Source organism: Actinobacillus porcitonsillarum (assembly GCF_003101015.1).
GTDB lineage: Bacteria > Pseudomonadota > Gammaproteobacteria > Enterobacterales > Pasteurellaceae > Haemophilus_A > Haemophilus_A porcitonsillarum.
On the sequence record NZ_CP029206.1, the window covers coordinates 23,308 to 43,540 of the forward strand.

Genomic DNA, 20,233 nt, shown 5'->3' on the forward strand with positions numbered 1-20,233 from the left:
CTACAATCTTTTGCAAATTTTATGAGGTAGAACAATGAATTTAGCTGAAATTTATCAACGTTTTGAAAATTGTAAATCTTGGGAAGAAAGATACCGCTTGTTAATTCAACTAAGCCGCCAACTTCCTAAACCAACCGAAGAAGAACTGGCACAATTACCAGAAATTCATGGTTGTGAAAGTCGATTATGGTTTTCTTTCCAAATTGAACCAAGAAAAGTGACTGCTTATAGCGATGCTCGTTTAATGCAGGGGATTTTAGTTATTATCATAACCGCTCTAAGCGAAATGCCGAACGAATCGTTACCCCAATTTGATTTAACGGCTCTATTCAATAAATTAAAGATCGCTCAACATTTAACAAGCACTCGCTTAAACGGGCTACAACAAATTCAACAGATCGTAACCAATAGATAAAGAAAAAGCCTCAGATTTCTCTGAGGCTCTTCTATAAAACAACGTAAGGAGATACTATGTTCAAATATTGGCGGAACGGACGGGACTCGAACCCGCGACCCCCTGCGTGACAGGCAGGTATTCTAACCAGCTGAACTACCGCTCCGGAATTAATTGGCGGAATGGACGGGACTCGAACCCGCGACCCCCTGCGTGACAGGCAGGTATTCTAACCAGCTGAACTACCACTCCGCAACTGGTTTTTGTATAATAATGATTTCTTTCATTACACGCAAACATTTTTTAATAAAAGAAATTTAATTGCCTTGAAAATAGACAAAATGTACTCTTTTTAAGAACTATTCTAGGTCTAGATTATCACGTTTTCCCCAAATACAATTTTTCTTAGATTTTTTATATAGTAATTTAAGAAAAAGTTGATGTGCTTCAAGTTCGCTTTCATCCGCCTTTAAAATAACACTATTGCTTGTATCAAAAGCGATTTTTGGACCTTCCTCTAATAAATCAACCTGTGGATTTTCATCATGTTCTTCTTCGGCTAATAATGCGATCTGCCCTCCTGTCATCATTAAGAAAACATCGGCTAGAATCTCCGCATCCAGTAACGCTCCGTGAAGTACACGCTTACTATTATCGATTCCTAAGCGATCGCATAATGCATCCAAATTATTCCGTTTTCCCGGATACATTTTTCTCGCCAAAGCAAGGCTGTCTGTTACCGTACACATTTCCGCTGTTTTAGGCGGTGGATTGGCTAAAAAAGAAAATTCATGATCCATAAACCCCACATCGAAGGGAGCATTATGAATCACAAGTTCTGCACCTTTAATAAAGGCTACAAATTCATCTACTATTTCTGCAAAGCTTGGCTTATCTTGTAAAAATTCATTGGTAATACCGTGAACTTTAATCGCCTCTTCTTCAACCTCCCGAGGTGGTTTAATATAGACGTGAAAGGTTCTTCCCGTTAAACGACGGTTAATCACTTCCACTGCGCCAATCTCAATAATATTATGTCCAATATGTGGCGCACCATTAAAGTTCATCCCTGTTGTTTCAGTATCTAAAACCACTTGTCGATGTATTTCTTGTTCTAACATATTATTTACTCATAAAAATCTTCTTCGTCATTATAGTCCATTTCCATCAAATGACTAAAATGATCTTGATAGAACCCACGACTAATCATAAATCGATACATTTTTTGTTTAGCCTTAATATCCCAAACTTTAGGTCTTTTCTTTTCAAAAACCCGTTCTGCTAAGGCAAAGAAATCAATAATTTCCTCATATTCAGCTTCTTCTAAGGTTTGCGTAATTAGATAGTCCGCAATACCTTTCATCTTTAATTCTTGCTTTAATCGGCGAGGGCCTATTCCTTGTTGAGCACGATAGCGAAGAAAAGCACTACAAAACCGCTCATCACTAAGCCATTTATGTTCTTTTGCTTTCTCGATCGCTAATTCAATTTCTTCTGAATCATACTCTTTTGACTTTAACTTCGTCCGCACTTCTTTTTCACTGTAATCTCGTTTTGAGAGTAAATACAGTAAATAATTTGCTGCGCTGTATTTATGCGCATTTTTCTCTATTATCTTTTCTATCATTGAAAAAAATGCGACATTTCTGTCGCATTTCCTCTTTATTTTTTATAATTCTTCGTCATTAAACTCTTCAATGGTATCAACATCTTCCGCATCAACATTTTTATCATCAAGTTCTAATGTTGTATTTGGATTTTTCATAAACAACTCTCGAAGATCCGCTTCAATTTTACTTGCAACTTCCGGATGTTCGTTTAACCATTTAATCGCATTATTTTTACCTTGACCAATCTTATCGCCCTCATAAGAGAACCAAGCACCGGCTTTCTTAATAAAGCCTTGTTTTTCAGCCAAAATTAACAATTCATTGGTACGAGCAATCCCTTCACCATACATAATATCAAATTGAACCTCACGGAATGGTGGCGCAACTTTATTTTTTACCACTTTCACTTTCGTTTCGCTACCAATGATATTATCGCCATCTTTTACAACGCCGGTACGGCGGATATCTAAACGAACAGATGCGTAGAATTTTAAGGCGTTACCACCCGTTGTCGTTTCCGGGTTACCGAACATCACACCAATTTTCATACGAATTTGGTTAATGAAAACCACTAAACAGTTGGTATTTTTGATATTACCCGTTAATTTACGTAATGCTTGAGACATTAAACGAGCTTGTAAGCCCATATGTGAATCGCCCATATCGCCTTCGATCTCAGCTTTTGGCGTTAGTGCGGCAACAGAGTCCACGATAATTACATCAACTGCGCCAGAGCGAACTAATGCATCACAAATTTCAAGCGCTTGCTCACCATTATCCGGTTGAGAAATCAATAATTCATCCGTATTTACCCCTAATTTACGGGCATATACCGGATCTAAAGCATGTTCCGCATCAATAAATGCACAGGTTTTTCCTGCTTTTTGCGCTTGAGCAATGGTTGAAAGGGTTAATGTTGTTTTACCTGATGATTCCGGACCAAAAATTTCAACAATACGTCCCATTGGTAAACCGCCAATTCCCAAAGCCATATCCAAACCAAGGGAACCCGTTGAAACCGCTTCAATATCTAAATTTTGCGTTTGCCCTAGCTTCATGATTGAGCCTTTACCAAACTGCTTCTCAATTTGTGCTAATGCAGCGGCAAGTGCCTTTTCACGTTGTTCTGGATCGGTCTGTCTTGTAACCGTACTTGCGTTTTTTTTGTTATCTGAAGCCATAATTTGTTCCTTCGTAAATCATTGAAATTTTACGACCGCTTGTCGTAATTAACTGTATGTCAGTATAGTGGTTTGACATACAGTTGCAAGATTTTTTCATAAAAATGGCGAGAAAATCAGATCGTTTGCCGATCTAATAGTCGGAATAGTGGATGAAAAGATTAAAATTTAAGCTAAAAATGATTAGTATCCTAGCATTTTTTATCAAAATGCCAGGATTTTGAGAAAGATTAATGCCCGCTAAGGACTTTAGCCGGTTCTAATTTGGCAGCCCTTGCTGCAGGATATAAACTTGCAACAAGGCTTAACAGCATCGTTGCTAATAGAACATACAGCACATCAAGCCAGTTTAATTGGCTCGGTAAGAAATTAACAAAATAAACCCCATCGGATAATAATTTCACATTAAAGAACTGTTCAAGCATTTTAATGATCTCAGTTAAGTGGAGCGATAACAGCACACCTAAAACAATACCAATAGCTGCACCTTTCATCCCTGACAAAAGCCCATACCAAAGAAAAATGCGTTTGATAAAAGCATTATTCGCGCCAAGTGTCCGCATAATCGCAATATCGCCTTGCTTATCTTTTACCGCCATCACTAAAGTCGAAATGATATTAAAGCACGCTACCCCAATCACTAACACCATTGCAATGTACATGACGGTGCGAACTAACTGGATGTCGTTATACATATACCCAAACTTGTTAATCCATGTGTTGAGGTAAAGAGGCTGTTTAAATGTTTCTAATTGAGGCAATTCAAGCATTTGCGCTTCGAAAGGCGAAGTAAGAGCCAGTTCTAATCCGGAGATCTCATTGGGGCGATACTCTAATAACTCTTGTGCTTTTTCTAAAGGAAGTAATGCATAGCTATGATCCAGTTGCCCTTCAAGTTTTAAAATACCCGTAACAGGTAAATTAAAACGCAAAGGTTGAGCTAATTTACCATCCTCAGCCGGTTGAGGAAGCAATAATGTCACCTCATCGCCTGCATTGACATCAAGTGATTTGGCAATCCCGGCACCTAAAATTAAGCCACCTTCTTGATGAAATTGTTGCCATTGTGCCGCTGGGACAAACTGCCCTATTTGGCTTACTTGATCTTGTTTAGCAGGATCAACACCTCTTACTTGTGCAATTTTAAGTGCTGTTCCATTCTCAATTAGTGCAGTAAAACTCACAAAAGGCGCAACGGCTCGCACATTTTGATTTTGCTTAACCAAAGCTTCAAGTTTCGCACTCTCTTTAATCGGCATATTACCTTGCTGACCATAAGAAAATAATTCTGCGTGTGGTACTACTGATAATACTCGTTGATTTAATTCACGTTCAAAGCCATTCATCGCACTTAGACCGATAATAAGCACAGCCACACCAAGTGCAATTCCCATCGTTGAGAACAATGAAATCAAAGAGACCAAGCGATTTTTCTGCTTGCCTCGCTGATAGCGCCAGCTAATGAAAAATGATGCTTTCATCAAATATCCTCACTCAACACACCATCTCGCATAATCAAGCGGCGAGAAAGTTTATCCGCTAAAGCGAGATCGTGGGTAACCAATAAAAAAGCCGTATTCTGCTCTTGGTTTAATTGTTTGATTAAATCAAAAATACTTTCTGTCGTTTTTTGGTCTAAATTTCCGGTTGGTTCATCGGCAAGAACCAAAGCTGGCTTATTTACTAATGCACGTGCAATTGCAACCCTTTGACGTTCTCCCCCTGATAAGGCTGAAGGACGATGTGCAATTCGATGCGATAATCCGACCGCTTGTAACATTTTTTCGGCACGATCTCTCGCTTCCGATTTATTTTGTTTGCCAATTAACATCGGCATCATCACATTTTCAAGCGCGGAGAAATCCGCCATTAAATGATGGAATTGATAAACAAAGCCTAAATTCTGATTTCGTAAGTGCGCCAATTGGTTTGCACTCAATTTTTGCAGAGATTGCCCGTTAATATAGACATTCCCCGAACTTGGCTGATCTAAGCCGCCCAAAGTATGCAATAACGTACTTTTTCCCGACCCGGAACTCCCGACAATTGCCACTAATTCGCCTTTATTCATCGTAAAATTCACATCTTTTAAGACCTGAACTTTTTGACTTCCTTCGTCATAAAACTTGTTGATTTGTTCACAGCGTAATAATTCTGTCATTGTTAATTACTCTATCTATAAAATAGTCTTATTCATATCTCAATGCTTGAGCCGGTTCAATTCTTGAAGCTCGGTAAGCAGGGTAAATGGTACAAAGTAGTGATAAGCCAATGGAAGCTGCGATAATCACAATCACTTGTGAAGCTGAAATCATCGTTGGTAAATGAATACTTGGGTTAATAAGATTCAATAAACTGCCTAAATTATGGGTTACTAAAATGCCTAAGCCCCCACCTAAAACAGCACCAAGAATACCAACAAGGCTACCTTGCAGAACAAAAATTTGCGTAACTTGTCCTTTTGTTAAACCTTGGGTTTGTAAAATCGCAATTTCGCCTTGTTTATCGACTACCATCAAACTTAAAGAGGTTACAATGTTGGAAATCGCCACAATGATTATTAGTCCGACTAATAAGCTCATCATATTTTTTTCCATACGAACCGCTTGGAAAAATTCACCTTTTTGTTCACGCCAATCACTGATTTGATATTGCGTTGTATCAAAAGAGAGAGGGAGTTCTGTCACTTTAAAAGGGTCTGTTAAGAAGAGCCGAACCCCTTGTACTTGATCTTCGGTAATCCGTAATAGCCGCCCAACATCGGCTAAATTAGCAAAGAGCGTGTATTCACTTGCTTCATTATTAGAATAATAGATACCCGAAATATGAAATAAACGTTGTACCGGTACTCTTCCCATCGGGGTATATTGGCTATTTTCAGTAATCATTAAGCGGATTTTATCGCCCACGCCAATTTTTAATTTATCGGCTAACCGAGAGCCAATTAACACATTAAATTCCCCCTGAGGAAGCAGTTGAGCAATATTTTCCCCGGTTAATAAAGGATCGTCATTTTCTTGCTCAACACCGATGAGTTGTCCGGCGTTGATGCCTTGCTGGCTTTGTATCATCACATTCGTTCGATTTATTGGGACTTGTTTGATGACAAATTCCGGCAAGGTAAGCTGCTGCGTTCTAGAGAAATGCCCTTCCAAAGGCGAGATAACAGCATGCGGAAGCGTTGAAAGCAAATTACGCTTTTGCATATTCTCTAAGCCATTCATGACCGACAACATAATAATGAGTGCCATCACACCTAAGACAATTCCAAAACTGGCTAAATTCGTGACTAATCGACCGAATCGATCCGCACTTTTTGCCCGCCAATAACGAAATGCGATAAAAAACGGCGTTAAATTCATTGAATAAATTCTTCCTATACTAAAATCTAAGGGGAAGTCTAGATTCACTTCCCCTCTATTCATTGCCGACATTATATAAAAATTTACGAAAATGAGCGTAAATTATTTTCCTGTTGCCACAAAGGTTTCCATATTTTCAGTCACTTTATTAACTAAAGTTGTTACCGCAGAATCACTCGCCCATGCAACATGAGGTGTAATCAGTAAATTTGGAAGACGTTTTGCCGCTAGCATAAGTGGATCATCCAGTTCTGGCGGTTCTTTTGCTAAAACATCAAGCGCTGCCCCTGCAATTTGGCGATTTTCTAGAGCTTCTAGTAATGCCCTTTCATCGACAAGTGGACCTCGCCCTGTATTGATAAGATAAGCCGTCGGTTTCATCAAAGCCAATGTTTCTGCATTGATCAAATGTTGCGTTTGCTCTGTTAAAGGGCAATGTAACGAGACAATATCGGCTTGCTTAAATGCTTCTTCAAAAGGTACATAACCTTCACGGATAACCTGAGCATTTTTATGTTCTGCAAAAATAACACGCATTCCGACCGCTTGCGCTAAGCGAGCGACTTCAGATCCCGTATTTCCTTTACCAAAGATGGCTAATGTAGAACCTCGAATATCCGTAACTGGATAATCTACATAGCAGAACTGCCCACAAGTTGCCCAACGATCCGTCATAATTTGATCTCGATGATAGCTCATCAAACTATGCTTCAGTGCGTAAATCATACCCATCACATGTTCAGGTACAGTAACGCTCGAGTAGCCTGTCACATTTTTGACAACAATGCCTAACTCTTGTGCTGCCACCATATCCACATTATTGGTTCCTGTTGCCGTGATCGCAATCAGCTTTAATTTAGGTAATTTTGCTAATAATTCTCGCGTTAATAACACCTTACTTGTGATAATAATGTCTGCCTCTTTCGCTCGTTCATACGTCTGATCTGCCGATGTGCGATCATATTCAATCCATTGATGAGCAAAATTTGGACGTGGAATTTCGTGTGTAGCCGGAATACCTGTTCGATCAAGAAAAACAATGGTAAGCATAATCTTCTCCTGAAAATATCTTAATCACTAAAAATAACGCAAGTTTCACTATTCTAGCGATATTCTTAGTTCAACAAAACATGTCCTTAAAAATTTAGCGTATAAAAAAATACACCTAAATGAACATTCATTAGGTGTATTTTTCATATTTATAATTTATCTGAATGATGAATCAGCACAAATTTTTCCCAAAGTTCTTCTTGGCTCTCAACGTGCTGAGGGTCAGAAATAATACAGTTGCTAATCGGGCAAACTTTTTGACAAGTCGGCGTATCATAATGTCCTACACATTCGGTACACAAAATGGGATCGATGACATAAATTTCATCGCCCACAGAAATTGCCTCATTTGGACATTCCGGTAAGCACATATCGCAATTTGTGCATTTTTGTGTAATGAGTAGTGCCATAATAATTACCTAATGAATGAAAAGGAGCGATATTAGCCCTTTTGTTGCGCTAAGTAAAGTACTGTGGCCGCCACACGAGAATGAACATTTAATTTACGCAGCAAATTACGGATGTGAACTTTTACCGTTTCTTCCGAAATAAATAACTGACCGGCAATTTGTTTATTTGACATGCCGGTGGCAATCCATTGAAGTACATCTCTCTCACGATCGGTCAATGTTGCTAAAGGATCTGCTTGAGGGCGATGTTCTAATAAATGCTTACGCACAGCATCACTTAAAACCGTTTCCCCACGGGCTGCTTTTTGAATATTCTCAACTAATTCTGCTGTATCACTATCTTTTAATAAATAGCCATCAACACCGGCATCCATTAATGCCACAATATCCGATTGTTCATCAGACACCGTTAATACCACAATGCGAGCATCAACTTCCTTAGCTCGTAATGCCCGTAATGTATCTAACCCTGAGATCCCTTTCATATTGAGATCTAAAATAATTAAATCCGGGTTTAATTCTAAGGCTAATGCGACACCATCTGAACCATTACTGGCTTCACCTACAACAACAAAATCCGTTTCGAGTTCGAGGATTTGACGCATACCTTGTCGCATTAAAGGATGATCGTCAATTAACAGAATTTTATAAGCCTCGCTCATGCTATACCTCTATTATCGATAAAATAAATCTATTTTCCGTATTCTGCTTACCTAAAACAAGTTACCCATTTTGGGTAAATCAATACATTTTTGATCTAGGCTAAAAAATTGTCGAGTAAAAATTTGCAAAACTTTCGAAGTTTTTAACCGCTTGTTCCGCTATAATAGCGCTAATTTTCGTAAAAAGAATACTCACAATGACAATTCAAACTACTTATTTTGCAACCGCTGCACGCGGTTTTGAAGAGATGCTCAAAACAGAATTGGAACAAATTTGCAACGCAAGCTGCAAAGTTGCCCAAGGTGGCGTGCATTTCACGACAACACAAAAAGGAGCTTACCAAGCGCTTTTACATAGCCGTTTGGCATCACGTATTTTACTCCCGCTTATCACAACCAAAATTTTTAGTGATAGCGATCTCTATGCGGCAATAATCAGCTATAACTGGGCAAACTTATTTGATCCTCGGGATACATTTTACATTGATTTTAATGGCACCAACCGAGAAATCCGCAACACGCAATTCGGTGCGATGCGTGTGAAAGACGGGATCGTAGATTATTTTGAACGAAAAGGTTTTGCTCGTCCAACCGTTGATAAAATCAGCCCGGATATTCGTATTCACGTTTATTTAGATCGTGATGATTTAGTCGTCTCTCTTGATTTAAGTGGCGATGCATTACATCTTCGTGGCTATCGTGAAGAAACAGGGAAAGCGCCATTACGTGAAACCCTTGCCGCTGCGATTATTTTGCGTTCAGGTTGGCAAAAAGGTACGCCGTTAGTTGATCCGATGTGTGGTTCAGGCACGCTTTTAATTGAAGCCGCACAAATGCAGTTAAACATTCCACCACAATTAAACCGTAAATATTGGGGCTTTAATGCGTGGAAGGGACACGATATCCAACTTTGGAATGAAGTACTCGATGAAGCCAAACAATTGCAAGAAAACACCGAAATTACACCGCTTGTTCAATTTTACGGCTTCGATTTAGATCATCGCGTTTTAGCAAAAGCTAAACAAAATGCCAAAAATGCAGGTGTTGCACATCTCATCCAATGGCAACAAAGCGATGTTTCGGCGCTGCACAATCCTTGCCCGACTCAAACTGGTACAGTGGTGTGTAATCCTCCTTACGGAGAACGTTTAGGCACAACGCCGGCTTTGATTGCACTCTACTCTGTTTTTGGGCAACATTTAAAACAACAATTTGCCGGTTGGAATGCCTCTATTTTCAGTGCTGAACCGGAATTACTCAACTGCTTGCGTTTGCGCTCGTCTCGTCAATTTAAAGCGAAAAACGGACCGCTTGAATGTTTACAAAAAAACTATCACATTAGCGAACGCCAACACGAGCAACAAGATGAGCTTAAATTCGAACAAAATGCGCAAGTTGCTCCCGATTTTGCTAACCGTTTAACAAAAAACATCAAGAAAATTGAAAAATGGGCAAAACAGCAAGGTATTGATGCTTATCGCCTCTATGATGCGGATCTGCCTGAATATAATCTTGCGGTTGATCGCTATGCTGATCATATTGTGGTACAAGAGTATGCCGCACCAAAAAACATTGATGAAAATAAAGCTCGCCAACGTTTATTAGATGCGGTTTCAGCAACGCTTTATGTGACAGGTGTTGAAACCAATAAACTTGTGCTTAAAGTTCGCCAAAAACAAAAAGGTACGAACCAATACGAGAAATTGGCGAATAAAGGCGAGTATTTTTATGTCAATGAGTATGGCGCAAAATTATGGGTAAACTTAACAGATTACCTTGATACCGGCTTATTTTTAGATCATCGCCTAACCCGTAAAATGGTTGGCGAAATGGCAAAAGGCAAAACCTTCTTAAATCTTTTTGCTTATACCGGCTCTGCAACCGTGCACGCCGCATTGAATGGCGCAAAATCAACCACAACGGTGGATATGTCCAATACTTATTTGAATTGGGCAGAACAAAATCTGATTTTAAACGATTTACCGCTAAAAAATCACCGCTTGTTCCAAGCCGACTGCTTACAATGGCTAGCAGATTGTCGTGAGCGTTTTGAATTGATCTTTGTCGATCCACCAACTTTCTCTAATTCTAAACGTATGGAAGATAGTTGGGACGTTCAACGTGACCATATCAAATTGATGAAACAGCTCAAACGTATTCTGACCAATGAAGGGACGATTGTGTTTTCAAACAATAAACGTGGTTTCAAAATGGACTTTGACGGGTTAGCAGAACTGGGTTTACAAGCCGAAAACATTTCAGCAAAAACCCTACCACTAGACTTTGAACGCAATCCGCATATTCATAATTGTTGGATTATTAAACATATTAAGTAAAAACAAAAACCGAGCTTATTGAGCTCGGTTTTTTTATGATAATTTACACACTGAGTTCAGCTTCATTACCACGATTTTGTAGCCACTGTTTACGATCTTCCGAACGTTTTTTCGCTAAGAGCATATCCATCAACTCGAAGGTATGGCTTTCTTGCTCATCTTCTTCTCGTTCTTCAAAAGTGAGTTGCACTAGGCGGCGAGTGCTTGGATCCATTGTCGTTTCACGAAGCTGGCCCGGGTTCATTTCACCCAAACCTTTAAAGCGTTGTACATTTGGCTTGCCTTTTTTCTTGGCTAAACGAGCGAGAATTGCTTCTTTCTCATCTTCATCAAGGGCGTAATGTACTTCATCTTTGCCAATATCAATACGGTAAAGCGGTGGCATTGCCACATAAACGTGTCCATTTTTAACCAAATTTGGGAAATGGCGTAAGAATAAAGCGCACAATAACGTTGCAATGTGTAAACCGTCTGAGTCGGCATCCGCCAAAATACAGACTTTACCATAACGCAACTCATCTAAATTATCGTTATCCGGATCGATCCCCATTGCAATAGCAATATCGTGAACCTCTTGAGAAGCTAAGACTTGATCCGAAGAAACTTCCCAAGTATTTAAAATCTTCCCACGTAGCGGCAAGATGGCTTGATATTCTTTATCACGAGCTTGTTTGGCTGAACCGCCTGCAGAATCTCCTTCAACTAAAAATAACTCGGTACGGCTCAAATCTTGTGAAGTACAATCCGCTAATTTCCCCGGAAGTGCCGGTCCGCTCACTAATTTTTTACGCACCACTTTTTTGGCTGCACGTAAACGGCTTTGTGCGGAGCTAATTGCCAATTCTGCTAAAGTCTTACCGATTTGTACATTTTGATTTAACCAAAGGCTAAAGGCGTCTTTAATCGTGCTATCAACATAGCTGGAAGCCTGACGAGAAGAGAGGCGCTCTTTCGTTTGCCCTGCAAATTGTGGCTCTTGAATTTTAAGCGATAGCACATAAGCACAACGGTTCCAGACATCATCTGCGGTTAATTTAATCCCTTTTGGTAATAGGTTATGAATTTCACAGAATTCGGTCATTGCCTTTAATAAACCATTACGCAAACCGTTTACGTGTGTTCCCCCTTGAGCCGTTGGAATTAGGTTTACATAACTTTCCGCCAACAATTCTCCCCCTTCCGGTAGCCACGTTAATGCCCAACTTACTGCTTCGGTTTCAGAAGCCACATCGCCAATAAAAGGAGGGTTTGGTAAACATTCATACTCTTTGAGTGCTTCACTCAAATAATCAGACAAACCGTCTTCGTAGTACCAACTTTCTTGCGTATCGTTGATTTTATCTGTGAAGTTAATGGTTAATTTCGGGCAGAGAACCGCTTTTGCTTTGAGCAAATGACGTAAACGGCTTACTGAGAATTTAGGGCTATCGAAGTACTTAGGATTAGGATAGAAACGTACCGTTGTCCCGGTTTGACGCTTCGGGCAACTCCCGACTACGGTTAAATCTTCAACTTTTACGCCATTAGCAAAAGCAATGGTATAAATTTCGCCATTGCGCTTAATCGTAATTTCGACACGTTCAGAAAGGGCATTCACCACCGAGATCCCAACCCCGTGCAAACCGCCTGAAAAAGTGTAATTTTTATTGGAAAATTTACCGCCTGCGTGTAGTTTTGTTAAGATGAGCTCTACACCGGACATCTTTTCTGTCGAGTGAATATCAACCGGCATTCCTCGCCCGTTATCAATCACTTCTAAAGAGTTGTCTTTATGTAAAATAACATCAATTTGTGTTGCGTAGCCTGATAACGCTTCATCTACACTGTTATCAATAACCTCTTGCCCTAAATGGTTTGGGCGGGTTGTATCCGTGTACATTCCCGGACGAAGTTGAACAGGCTCAAGATCTTTTAAAACGGTAATTTCATCAGCACCGTAGCGTTTATCAGACATTCTTTTATTCTCTATAATCTATCACAAATGGAAATAAAGCCAGTATTTTACAATTAAAATGGGCTTTTTGGTAGGGGCGAAATATTTTTCGCCCAATGATTTATCTTATCTTTTATTTTGATACTTCATTCCACGGCGCAACTTTAAAAAGCATCAACATTCCAGGGATCGCCACAAAAAAACATATCCAGAAAAAATGATAATAGCCAAAGGCTTCTACCATATGTCCTGTATAAGCCCCTAGAAACTTACTTGGCAACGCCGCTAAACTGGTAAAAATCGCCAATTGCATTGCGGTGTACATAGGGTTCGTTTCACGTGCCATAAAGGCAACAAATGCCGCCGTGCCTAAACCGACCCCAAGATACTCGCCCGCCATAACTAAACCTAGTTTTAGTAATTCCGGCGTACCAATTTGAGCCGTATCAAAATGCCCGAAACTGGCTAAATAAGCAAAACCTAAAATGGTAACCAGTTGCACCGTACCAAATAACCAGAGTGCACGATTGACCCCAAGTCTTAACATCGCAATACCACCAATGATACCGCCACCAATGCTACACCATAACGAAGTTGTTTTAACCACAGCCGCAATATGTGATTTGGTAAATCCCATATCTAAAATAAATTTCGTTTGTAACGAGGTGGCAAGGGAATCGCCTAACTTATATAAGAAGATAAACAGAATTAACCCAACTGCCCCCATCCAGCCTTTACGAGTAAAAAACTCCGTAAAGGGATCAACAAATGCCATATAAAACGGCTTGCTTTTATCAATCGGTTTGCTTTGTGGCTCTTGGGCAAATAAGGTAACCAAAAGGCAAGGCAACATAAAACTTGCGGTAATCAAAAAGACCGTTTGCCATTCATAATGATCCGCTAAGAACAGCGATAATCCCCCCGGAATTAAGCCGGCAATGCGATAGGCATTAACGTGAATTGAATTGCCTAGCCCCAATTCATTATCCGATAAAATTTCACGGCGAAACGCATCAATCACAATATCTTGAGAAGCCGACAGAAAAGCCAAAATCACCGAAAGCACGACAATAATGTGAATATCCGCCACCGGGTCAAAAAAGCCGTAGCTCATTAAAATAGCAAGTAGCCCAACTTGAGAGAGAAAAATCCAGCTTCTTCTACGCCCTAAGAAAGGTGGGAAATAACGGTCTAGCAATGCTGCCCATAAAAATTTCCACGTATAAGGCAAGGAAGTAAGCGTAAATGCTGCAATGGTTTTAATGTCAAGGTTTGCAGAAGTGAACCAAGCCGGCATAAGCTGAATAAGCACAAACAGCGGCAGACCGGAACAAAATCCGGTGTAAATACAGAGCAACATATTCTTCGTGAAAATCTGTTGCCAAAGCGAAGGCGGTGATGAAGCGGTCATTTTTTTCCTTGTTTTTGCAAAAATAAAGGCACAAATCAAATTTGTGCCGATATTCTATAATGAATTAGCCTTTATAGCCATTCGGATTGTTTTTTTGCCAATTCCAAGTATCACGCATCATTTCATCTAAACCACGCTCGGTTTTCCAACCTAATTCCACTAAAGCCTTCTGTGGATTGGAATAACAGGTTGCAATATCTCCCGGACGGCGTTCAACTAATTTATAAGGTACTTCAATGTTATTCACTTTTTCAAACGCTTTAACCATATCTAATACCGAATATCCCGTGCCTGTCCCTAAATTATAAACGTGGAAACCGGCATCATTTTGGTGCTTATCCAGGGCTTTCAAGTGTCCTATTGCTAAATCGACTACGTGAATATAATCACGAACACCCGTGCCATCGTGCGTATCATAATCGCTACCGAATACCGAAAGTTGTTGTAATTTACCAACTGCAACTTGGCTGATATACGGTAATAAGTTATTTGGAATACCGTTTGGATCTTCGCCGATTAAACCGCTCTCGTGTGCACCAACCGGATTGAAGTAGCGTAATACCACCGCACTAAGTTGTGGGAAAGCTTTAACCGTATCTTCTAAAACACGTTCTACCATATATTTTGATGTGCCGTATGGGTTTGTTGTTCCGCCAACCGGGCAAGATTCAACAATCGGAATAATTTGCGGATCGCCATAAACGGTCGCAGAAGAACTAAATACGATGGTATTTACGTTTGCTTTAAGCATTTCTTCTACTAAAACAATCGATCCGGTTACGTTATTTTGATAGTAACGTAACGGCTCACGAACGCTCTCGCCCACTGCTTTTAAACCGGCAAAGTGAATAACCGATTCAATCTGATTTTCAGCAAAAATTTTACGTAACATCTCACGATCTAAAATATCGCCTTGATAAAATGTAACCGATTTGCCTGTAATCTGTTTGACACGTTCTAATGAAATTTCTGACGAATTATGTAAATTATCTAACACGACCACTTCACGATTTGCATTTAGTAGTTCTACAATCGTATGCGAACCGATATAACCGGCTCCACCGGTAACTAAAATTGCCATATTAAGCCTCTTGTAACATAGTTAAGAAAAATGACCGCTTGTATTTTACTCTTATTTCATCAATCAACCTAGTGATAAGATCAAAGATACGTTTAAATAACTATTAGACTGCAACCCAAACAAATAACATTGTTGTAGGGACACACTGCGTGTGTCCGTGTTGATTTAGGACATTTGTTTGTATAACGGACACACGCAGTGTGTCCCTACAAAGGGCGAAAAATATTTCGCCCCTACAACCATTTCATATTAAAATATTTCAAATTTTTTAAATAACCGTTTATTTTATGGTAATTTATACGCCATTTTTTATTCATTGGATATTTTATGCTTAAGATCTTAAAAGCCCTTTACCACCTTTTTCGCTGTGTGCGTGAAACGGTAATGAGCTTATTTTTTATTCTCTTTATTTTTGTTGCCACAGCGGTTGTCGGCTTGGTGAATACTTTTAATGCCAAACAGCCCAGCGATGCTCTCGTCCATTTTGATAAAGGTGCATTAGTCTTAGATTTAAACGGCTATCTTGCCGATAATCGAGAAGAGTATGCCGATTTTTATCGTTTGATTGAGTCCGAAATGGGCAACGAACAGCCGAAAAAATACTCAACATTCGATATTGCCGATGCACTGAAAAACGCCCAAACAGACTCACGCATTACCGGTTTGGTGCTTGAGTTAGACAAATTTGAAGGGGGCGATTACCCTTCTTTAGCTTATCTCGGCAAACGCATTACAGAATTTAAAGCCAGTGGCAAGCCTGTTGTAGCCATTGGTAGTAATTACACACAATCACAATACTACTTAGCCTCATTTGCCGATCAAATTTACCTAAACCGAGCCGGTACAGTAGAGCTTCAAGGGCTAAGTTACCGCAATCTCTACTTTAAGTCGCTATTCGATAAAATTGAAGCTAAGCCTTATATTTTCCGTGTTGGTACTTATAAATCGGCGGTGGAGCCGCTCATTCGTGATGAAATGTCGGAAGAAGCGAAGCAAAATGCCAAAGGCTGGCTTGAACCGATGTGGAAAAACCTACAACAAGGGATTGCGGATAATCGTCAGCTTGAGATTGGTAAAATTTTGCCGGAAATTGACCGCTTGTTAGCCTTACGCAAACAACATAAAGGCAATGAAGCAACCTTTGCCTTACAACAAGGTTTGATCAATGAAGTCAAAACCAGTGCTGAAATACGCCAATTATTAGTTGAAAAATTCGGTGCAGATGAAGAGAACGACTTTAAATCTATTCGCTATGATGATTATGCTACAGATTTGCTGGATCGCTTTAATCGTAAAGTGGCTAATAAAATTGCCGTTATCAATATTGAAGGCGAAATTACAATGGGCGAAAGCCTCGAAGATACCGCCGGTGCCGACACTTTAATTCGCCAGCTGCAACGTGTTCGCCAGGACAAAACTGTTCGAGGTTTAGTCCTGCGGATCAACAGCCCTGGTGGGAGTGCGTTGGCTTCAGAGCTAATTCGCCAAGAAGTTGAGGCTATTCAGCAAGCTGGTATACCGGTTGTAAGTTCAATGGGCGGAATGGCAGCTTCCGGTGGATATTGGATTGCTGCTACAAGCGATGCGATTGTTGCTGATCCTAACACTTTAACCGGCTCTATCGGTATTTTTGGTGTGTTATTTAACTTTGAGAAAACAGCACAAAATCTTGGCGTGCGTGAAGATGGGATTTCAACTTCGCCATTAGCCGAAATCAGCGGTTTAAAACCACTTTCAAGCCAACAAAGTGAGTTAATCCAAATGAGCGTAGAACAAGGTTATCGTGAATTTTTAGATCTCGTAAGCCGTGGCAGAAATATGGATTTAGCCAAAGTCGATCAAATCGCTCAAGGACAAGTTTGGTTAGGGCAAAAAGCCCAATCGCTTGGATTGGTCGATCAATTAGGTAATTTTGATGACACCTTAGCTTTATTAGGTGATTTGATTAATCGCAAGTTGAAAGAACAGAACAAACCTGAAGTTGAAACATTCACACCACAATGGTTTACGGAACAAGATGATTCGCTGTTTGGCGAGATTTCTCGTAGCCTAAATGCTAAAGCGAAATTGAATTTAGCCAGCTGGTTAAATTTACCGCTTGCGCAAAAAACGCAACAAACTGCTGATTTCTTTACCAAATTCAATGATCCGAAAAATCAGTATTTATATTGTTTTACCTGCGGAACGGTGCGTTAAAATAAAAAAGTAAGCGGTAATTTTTTTGTCTTGTTTTGCAAATTAGGCAAAAAATATTACCGCTTGTTTTTATATCAAAGGCTATTTTTTCTTCGCATATTTTAAAGAGTCAATCGCAACAGCTAATACGATAATTCCCCCTTTAATGATGTATTGCCAATAAGGGTTTACACCAATGTAGGTCAAGCCGTAGTTGATAACGGTAAAGATAAGTACCCCTGTTACCACCCCGATAATGGTTCCTACACCACCGGCAAAGGATACCCCTCCAACCACACATGCTGCAATTGCGTCCATTTCATACATAAAGCCTAAGTTATTAGTTGCCGAGCCGATACGTCCTGCCTCTAACATACCACCAAAGGCATAGAAAATCCCTGAGAGCATATAAATGCCCATCAAGTTCAAGGCAACGTTTACACCAGACACACGAGCCGCTTCCGGGTTACCGCCGATTGCAAAAATGTTTTTACCAAAACGGGTTTTATTCCAAACCGTCCACATAATCAATGTTGCGACTGCTGCATAAATAGTAATGTAAGAGAGTTTAAAACCACCGAGATTAAAGAACCCTTGTGTGAAGGTAGAGAAACTTTCGCTAAAGCCGGCAATTGGCGAAGAACCTACGGCATCATAGTAGAGCGAGTTTACCCCGTAGATAATGATCATCGTCCCCATTGTGGCAATAAACGGCGTAACATTTAAATACGCAATCACAATACCGTTAAATAAACCAATCACCGCCCCAATTGCACACACGGCAAGAATCACAACGGGAATAGGTATTTCTCCTAAATTTGGGAAAACGCGATTCATATTTTCCATTGATTGCAATAAAGTTGCCGCAATAACCGCCGCCAGCCCGACTTGGCGACCGGCGGATAAATCCGTACCTTGAGTAACAATCAGCCCGGCTACTCCTAGAGCAATGATAAGGCGAACCGAAGATTGAGTTAAAATGTTACTGAAATTTCGTAAACTCAAAAAGCTAGGATCTTGTGCAATGATGATAAATAACAAAATCAACAACACAAAATAAATGGCATTTTGTTTCAGAAAATTAAGTGCTTTGTTTGGTTGTACCGCAGACATAATTCACTCCTGATTTATAAATATTTTGCCGCAAGTTGTAAAATTTCTTCTTGAGATGTTTTTGCGGTTTCAACAATTCCTGCCATTCTGCCATTACTCATGACGAGAATACGGTCTGTTACCCCTAATAGTTCCGGCATTTCTGATGAAATCATAATGATTCCTTTATCCTTATTTGCCAGCTCAAGAATCAATTGGTAAATCTCAAATTTGGCGCCGATATCAATACCCCGAGTCGGCTCATCCAGCATTAACACTTCAGGTTGTGTGAGCAACCAACGTCCGATAATCACTTTTTGTTGATTACCACCGGATAGCGAGCCAATCGTTGTTTCGTGGGACGGCGTTTTAACATTCATTGAATCAATTACCCATTGGGTATCGCTTTTCATTTTCTTATTACTTAATAAGCCAAATCTGCCCAAATATGATTTCATATTGGAAATCAATGAGTTAAATTCAATGCTCAAATTGGCGTAGATCCCCGTTGAACGGCGTTCTTCGGTCACTAATGCAAAGCCATTGTTGATCGCTTCAAAGGCATTGCGGTTATTCACGACTTTGCCATTGAGCTTAATTGTACCGGAGGCTTTTTCACGCACCCCAAAAATGGTTTCGACAATATCTGTCCGCTTTGCTCCCACCAAGCCGGCGATACCGAGAATTTCGCCTTTACGTAGCTCAAAACTAATATCTTGGATCGAAGGCTGATTTTTAGCAGTCAGATGCTCTACCACTAATACCGTTTCTTTCGGCACATTCGTTTTTTCAGGGAAACGTTGTGTCAATTCCCGCCCTACCATCATTGAAACCACTTGCTCCATGGTAGTCTCTTTAATTGGCACGGTATTAACCCATTTACCATCACGTAAAATCGTAACTTCATCACAAATTTTAAAAATCTCATCCATCTTGTGTGAGATATAAATAATGCCACACCCTCTCTCTTTGAGCTTTTGAATGATTTTAAACAGATGCTCAACCTCTTTTTCTGAAAGAGAGGAAGTCGGTTCATCCATAATCACAATCTTGGCGTTATAAGAAAAAGCCTTAGCAATTTCGATCATCTGCATTTGTGATACAGAAAGTTTTGCTACTTTTTCACGAGGATCAACATCAATATCCAATTCATCAAAGATCGCTTTTGTGTCGTTATACATTTTTGTATGATCAACAAAAGGTCCTTTTAATGGATAACGACCAAGCCAAAGATTGTCCATCACACTCACTTGTTTTACCAAGTTAAGCTCTTGATGCACCATCGAAATCCCATTTTCCAAGGCTTCTTTTGAGGTTCTAAAATTAACGGGTTTACCTAAAAATAAAATTTCGCCTTCATCTTTTGCGTAAATCCCGAATAAACATTTCAATAATGTTGATTTACCGGCACCGTTCTCCCCCATTAAGGCGTGAACACTATGGGATTTTACGGTTAAATTCGCTTTATCAAGGGCCTTTACCCCCGGAAAAGACTTACTAACATTCGTCATGGTGAGCAGTACTTCGTTTGTCATA

Annotated in this window: 17 protein-coding genes and 2 tRNA genes; 3 read left to right on the plus strand and 16 right to left on the minus strand. The window is 39.9% G+C overall.

The features are described 5' to 3' along the window. Nucleotides 1–34: 34 nt before the first annotated feature. A complete protein-coding gene (locus DDU33_RS00140; RefSeq protein WP_108922344.1) occupies nucleotides 35–415 on the plus strand; it encodes a SufE family protein in 381 nt (126 codons plus the stop codon). Between the two features lie 68 nt (nucleotides 416–483). On the opposite strand, the gene DDU33_RS00145 is transcribed toward DDU33_RS00140, so the two are convergent. The 11 genes from DDU33_RS00145 to DDU33_RS00195 form a co-directional block, all read right to left on the minus strand. Beyond that, nucleotides 484–560 (minus strand) — tRNA-Asp (locus tag DDU33_RS00145). A 9-nt stretch (nucleotides 561–569) separates the two neighbouring features. Next, nucleotides 570–646 (minus strand) — tRNA-Asp (locus DDU33_RS00150). A gap of 107 nt (nucleotides 647–753) precedes the next feature. After that, a complete protein-coding gene (gene dnaQ / locus DDU33_RS00155) occupies nucleotides 754–1,515 on the minus strand; it encodes a DNA polymerase III subunit epsilon (RefSeq protein ID WP_108922346.1) in 762 nt (253 codons plus the stop codon). Nucleotides 1,516–1,520: 5 nt separating this feature from the next. After that, complete coding sequence (gene recX / locus DDU33_RS00160) at nucleotides 1,521–2,021, minus strand: recombination regulator RecX (RefSeq protein ID WP_108922348.1); 501 nt, start codon at nucleotides 2,019–2,021, stop codon at nucleotides 1,521–1,523. A 42-nt stretch (nucleotides 2,022–2,063) separates the two neighbouring features. Then, complete coding sequence (recA, locus tag DDU33_RS00165; RefSeq protein ID WP_108922350.1) at nucleotides 2,064–3,185, minus strand: recombinase RecA; 1,122 nt, start codon at nucleotides 3,183–3,185, stop codon at nucleotides 2,064–2,066. A gap of 230 nt (nucleotides 3,186–3,415) precedes the next feature. After that, complete coding sequence (gene lolE, locus DDU33_RS00170) at nucleotides 3,416–4,666, minus strand: lipoprotein-releasing ABC transporter permease subunit LolE (RefSeq protein ID WP_108922352.1); 1,251 nt, start codon at nucleotides 4,664–4,666, stop codon at nucleotides 3,416–3,418. Further along, nucleotides 4,666–5,346 carry a lipoprotein-releasing ABC transporter ATP-binding protein LolD gene (lolD, locus tag DDU33_RS00175; RefSeq protein WP_108922354.1) on the minus strand — a complete coding sequence of 227 codons (681 nt, stop codon included), beginning with the start codon at nucleotides 5,344–5,346 and terminating at the stop codon, nucleotides 4,666–4,668. Before lolD ends, lolE begins: the two co-directional genes overlap by 1 nt. 28 nt (nucleotides 5,347–5,374) lie before the next feature. Next, nucleotides 5,375–6,547, minus strand: a complete 1,173-nt coding sequence (locus tag DDU33_RS00180) for a lipoprotein-releasing ABC transporter permease subunit (protein ID WP_108922356.1) — start codon at nucleotides 6,545–6,547, stop codon at nucleotides 5,375–5,377. A gap of 102 nt (nucleotides 6,548–6,649) precedes the next feature. Further along, complete coding sequence (locus DDU33_RS00185) at nucleotides 6,650–7,597, minus strand: 2-hydroxyacid dehydrogenase (protein WP_108922358.1); 948 nt, start codon at nucleotides 7,595–7,597, stop codon at nucleotides 6,650–6,652. A gap of 149 nt (nucleotides 7,598–7,746) precedes the next feature. After that, complete coding sequence (locus DDU33_RS00190; RefSeq protein ID WP_108922360.1) at nucleotides 7,747–8,007, minus strand: YfhL family 4Fe-4S dicluster ferredoxin; 261 nt, start codon at nucleotides 8,005–8,007, stop codon at nucleotides 7,747–7,749. A 32-nt stretch (nucleotides 8,008–8,039) separates the two neighbouring features. After that, a complete protein-coding gene (locus DDU33_RS00195) occupies nucleotides 8,040–8,669 on the minus strand; it encodes a response regulator (protein WP_108922362.1) in 630 nt (209 codons plus the stop codon). A gap of 197 nt (nucleotides 8,670–8,866) precedes the next feature. Between DDU33_RS00195 and rlmKL the strand changes: the two genes are divergently transcribed. After that, complete coding sequence (gene rlmKL, locus DDU33_RS00200) at nucleotides 8,867–11,005, plus strand: bifunctional 23S rRNA (guanine(2069)-N(7))-methyltransferase RlmK/23S rRNA (guanine(2445)-N(2))-methyltransferase RlmL (RefSeq protein WP_108922364.1); 2,139 nt, start codon at nucleotides 8,867–8,869, stop codon at nucleotides 11,003–11,005. Nucleotides 11,006–11,048: 43 nt separating this feature from the next. On the opposite strand, the gene parE is transcribed toward rlmKL, so the two are convergent. The 3 genes from parE to galE form a co-directional block, all read right to left on the minus strand. Beyond that, complete coding sequence (gene parE, locus DDU33_RS00205) at nucleotides 11,049–12,959, minus strand: DNA topoisomerase IV subunit B (protein ID WP_108922366.1); 1,911 nt, start codon at nucleotides 12,957–12,959, stop codon at nucleotides 11,049–11,051. 112 nt (nucleotides 12,960–13,071) lie between these two features. Continuing rightward, nucleotides 13,072–14,349 (minus strand): AmpG family muropeptide MFS transporter, encoded by a 1,278-nt coding sequence (locus DDU33_RS00210; RefSeq protein WP_108922368.1) that lies wholly within the window; start codon nucleotides 14,347–14,349, stop codon nucleotides 13,072–13,074. A gap of 64 nt (nucleotides 14,350–14,413) precedes the next feature. Then, nucleotides 14,414–15,430, minus strand: coding sequence for a UDP-glucose 4-epimerase GalE (galE, locus tag DDU33_RS00215; protein ID WP_108922370.1), 1,017 nt, complete (start codon nucleotides 15,428–15,430; stop codon nucleotides 14,414–14,416). Between the two features lie 327 nt (nucleotides 15,431–15,757). Here galE and sppA point away from each other — a divergent pair, with 327 nt between their 5' ends. Next, nucleotides 15,758–17,626 (plus strand): signal peptide peptidase SppA, encoded by a 1,869-nt coding sequence (gene sppA, locus DDU33_RS00220; protein ID WP_108922372.1) that lies wholly within the window; start codon nucleotides 15,758–15,760, stop codon nucleotides 17,624–17,626. Between the two features lie 81 nt (nucleotides 17,627–17,707). On the opposite strand, the gene mglC is transcribed toward sppA, so the two are convergent. Both mglC and mglA read right to left on the minus strand, forming a co-directional pair. Beyond that, nucleotides 17,708–18,718, minus strand: coding sequence for a galactose/methyl galactoside ABC transporter permease MglC (gene mglC, locus DDU33_RS00225; RefSeq protein WP_005818383.1), 1,011 nt, complete (start codon nucleotides 18,716–18,718; stop codon nucleotides 17,708–17,710). 14 nt (nucleotides 18,719–18,732) lie between these two features. Beyond that, nucleotides 18,733–20,232 carry a galactose/methyl galactoside ABC transporter ATP-binding protein MglA gene (mglA, locus tag DDU33_RS00230; protein ID WP_005818385.1) on the minus strand — a complete coding sequence of 500 codons (1,500 nt, stop codon included), beginning with the start codon at nucleotides 20,230–20,232 and terminating at the stop codon, nucleotides 18,733–18,735. Between the last annotated feature and the right edge of the window lies 1 nt (nucleotide 20,233).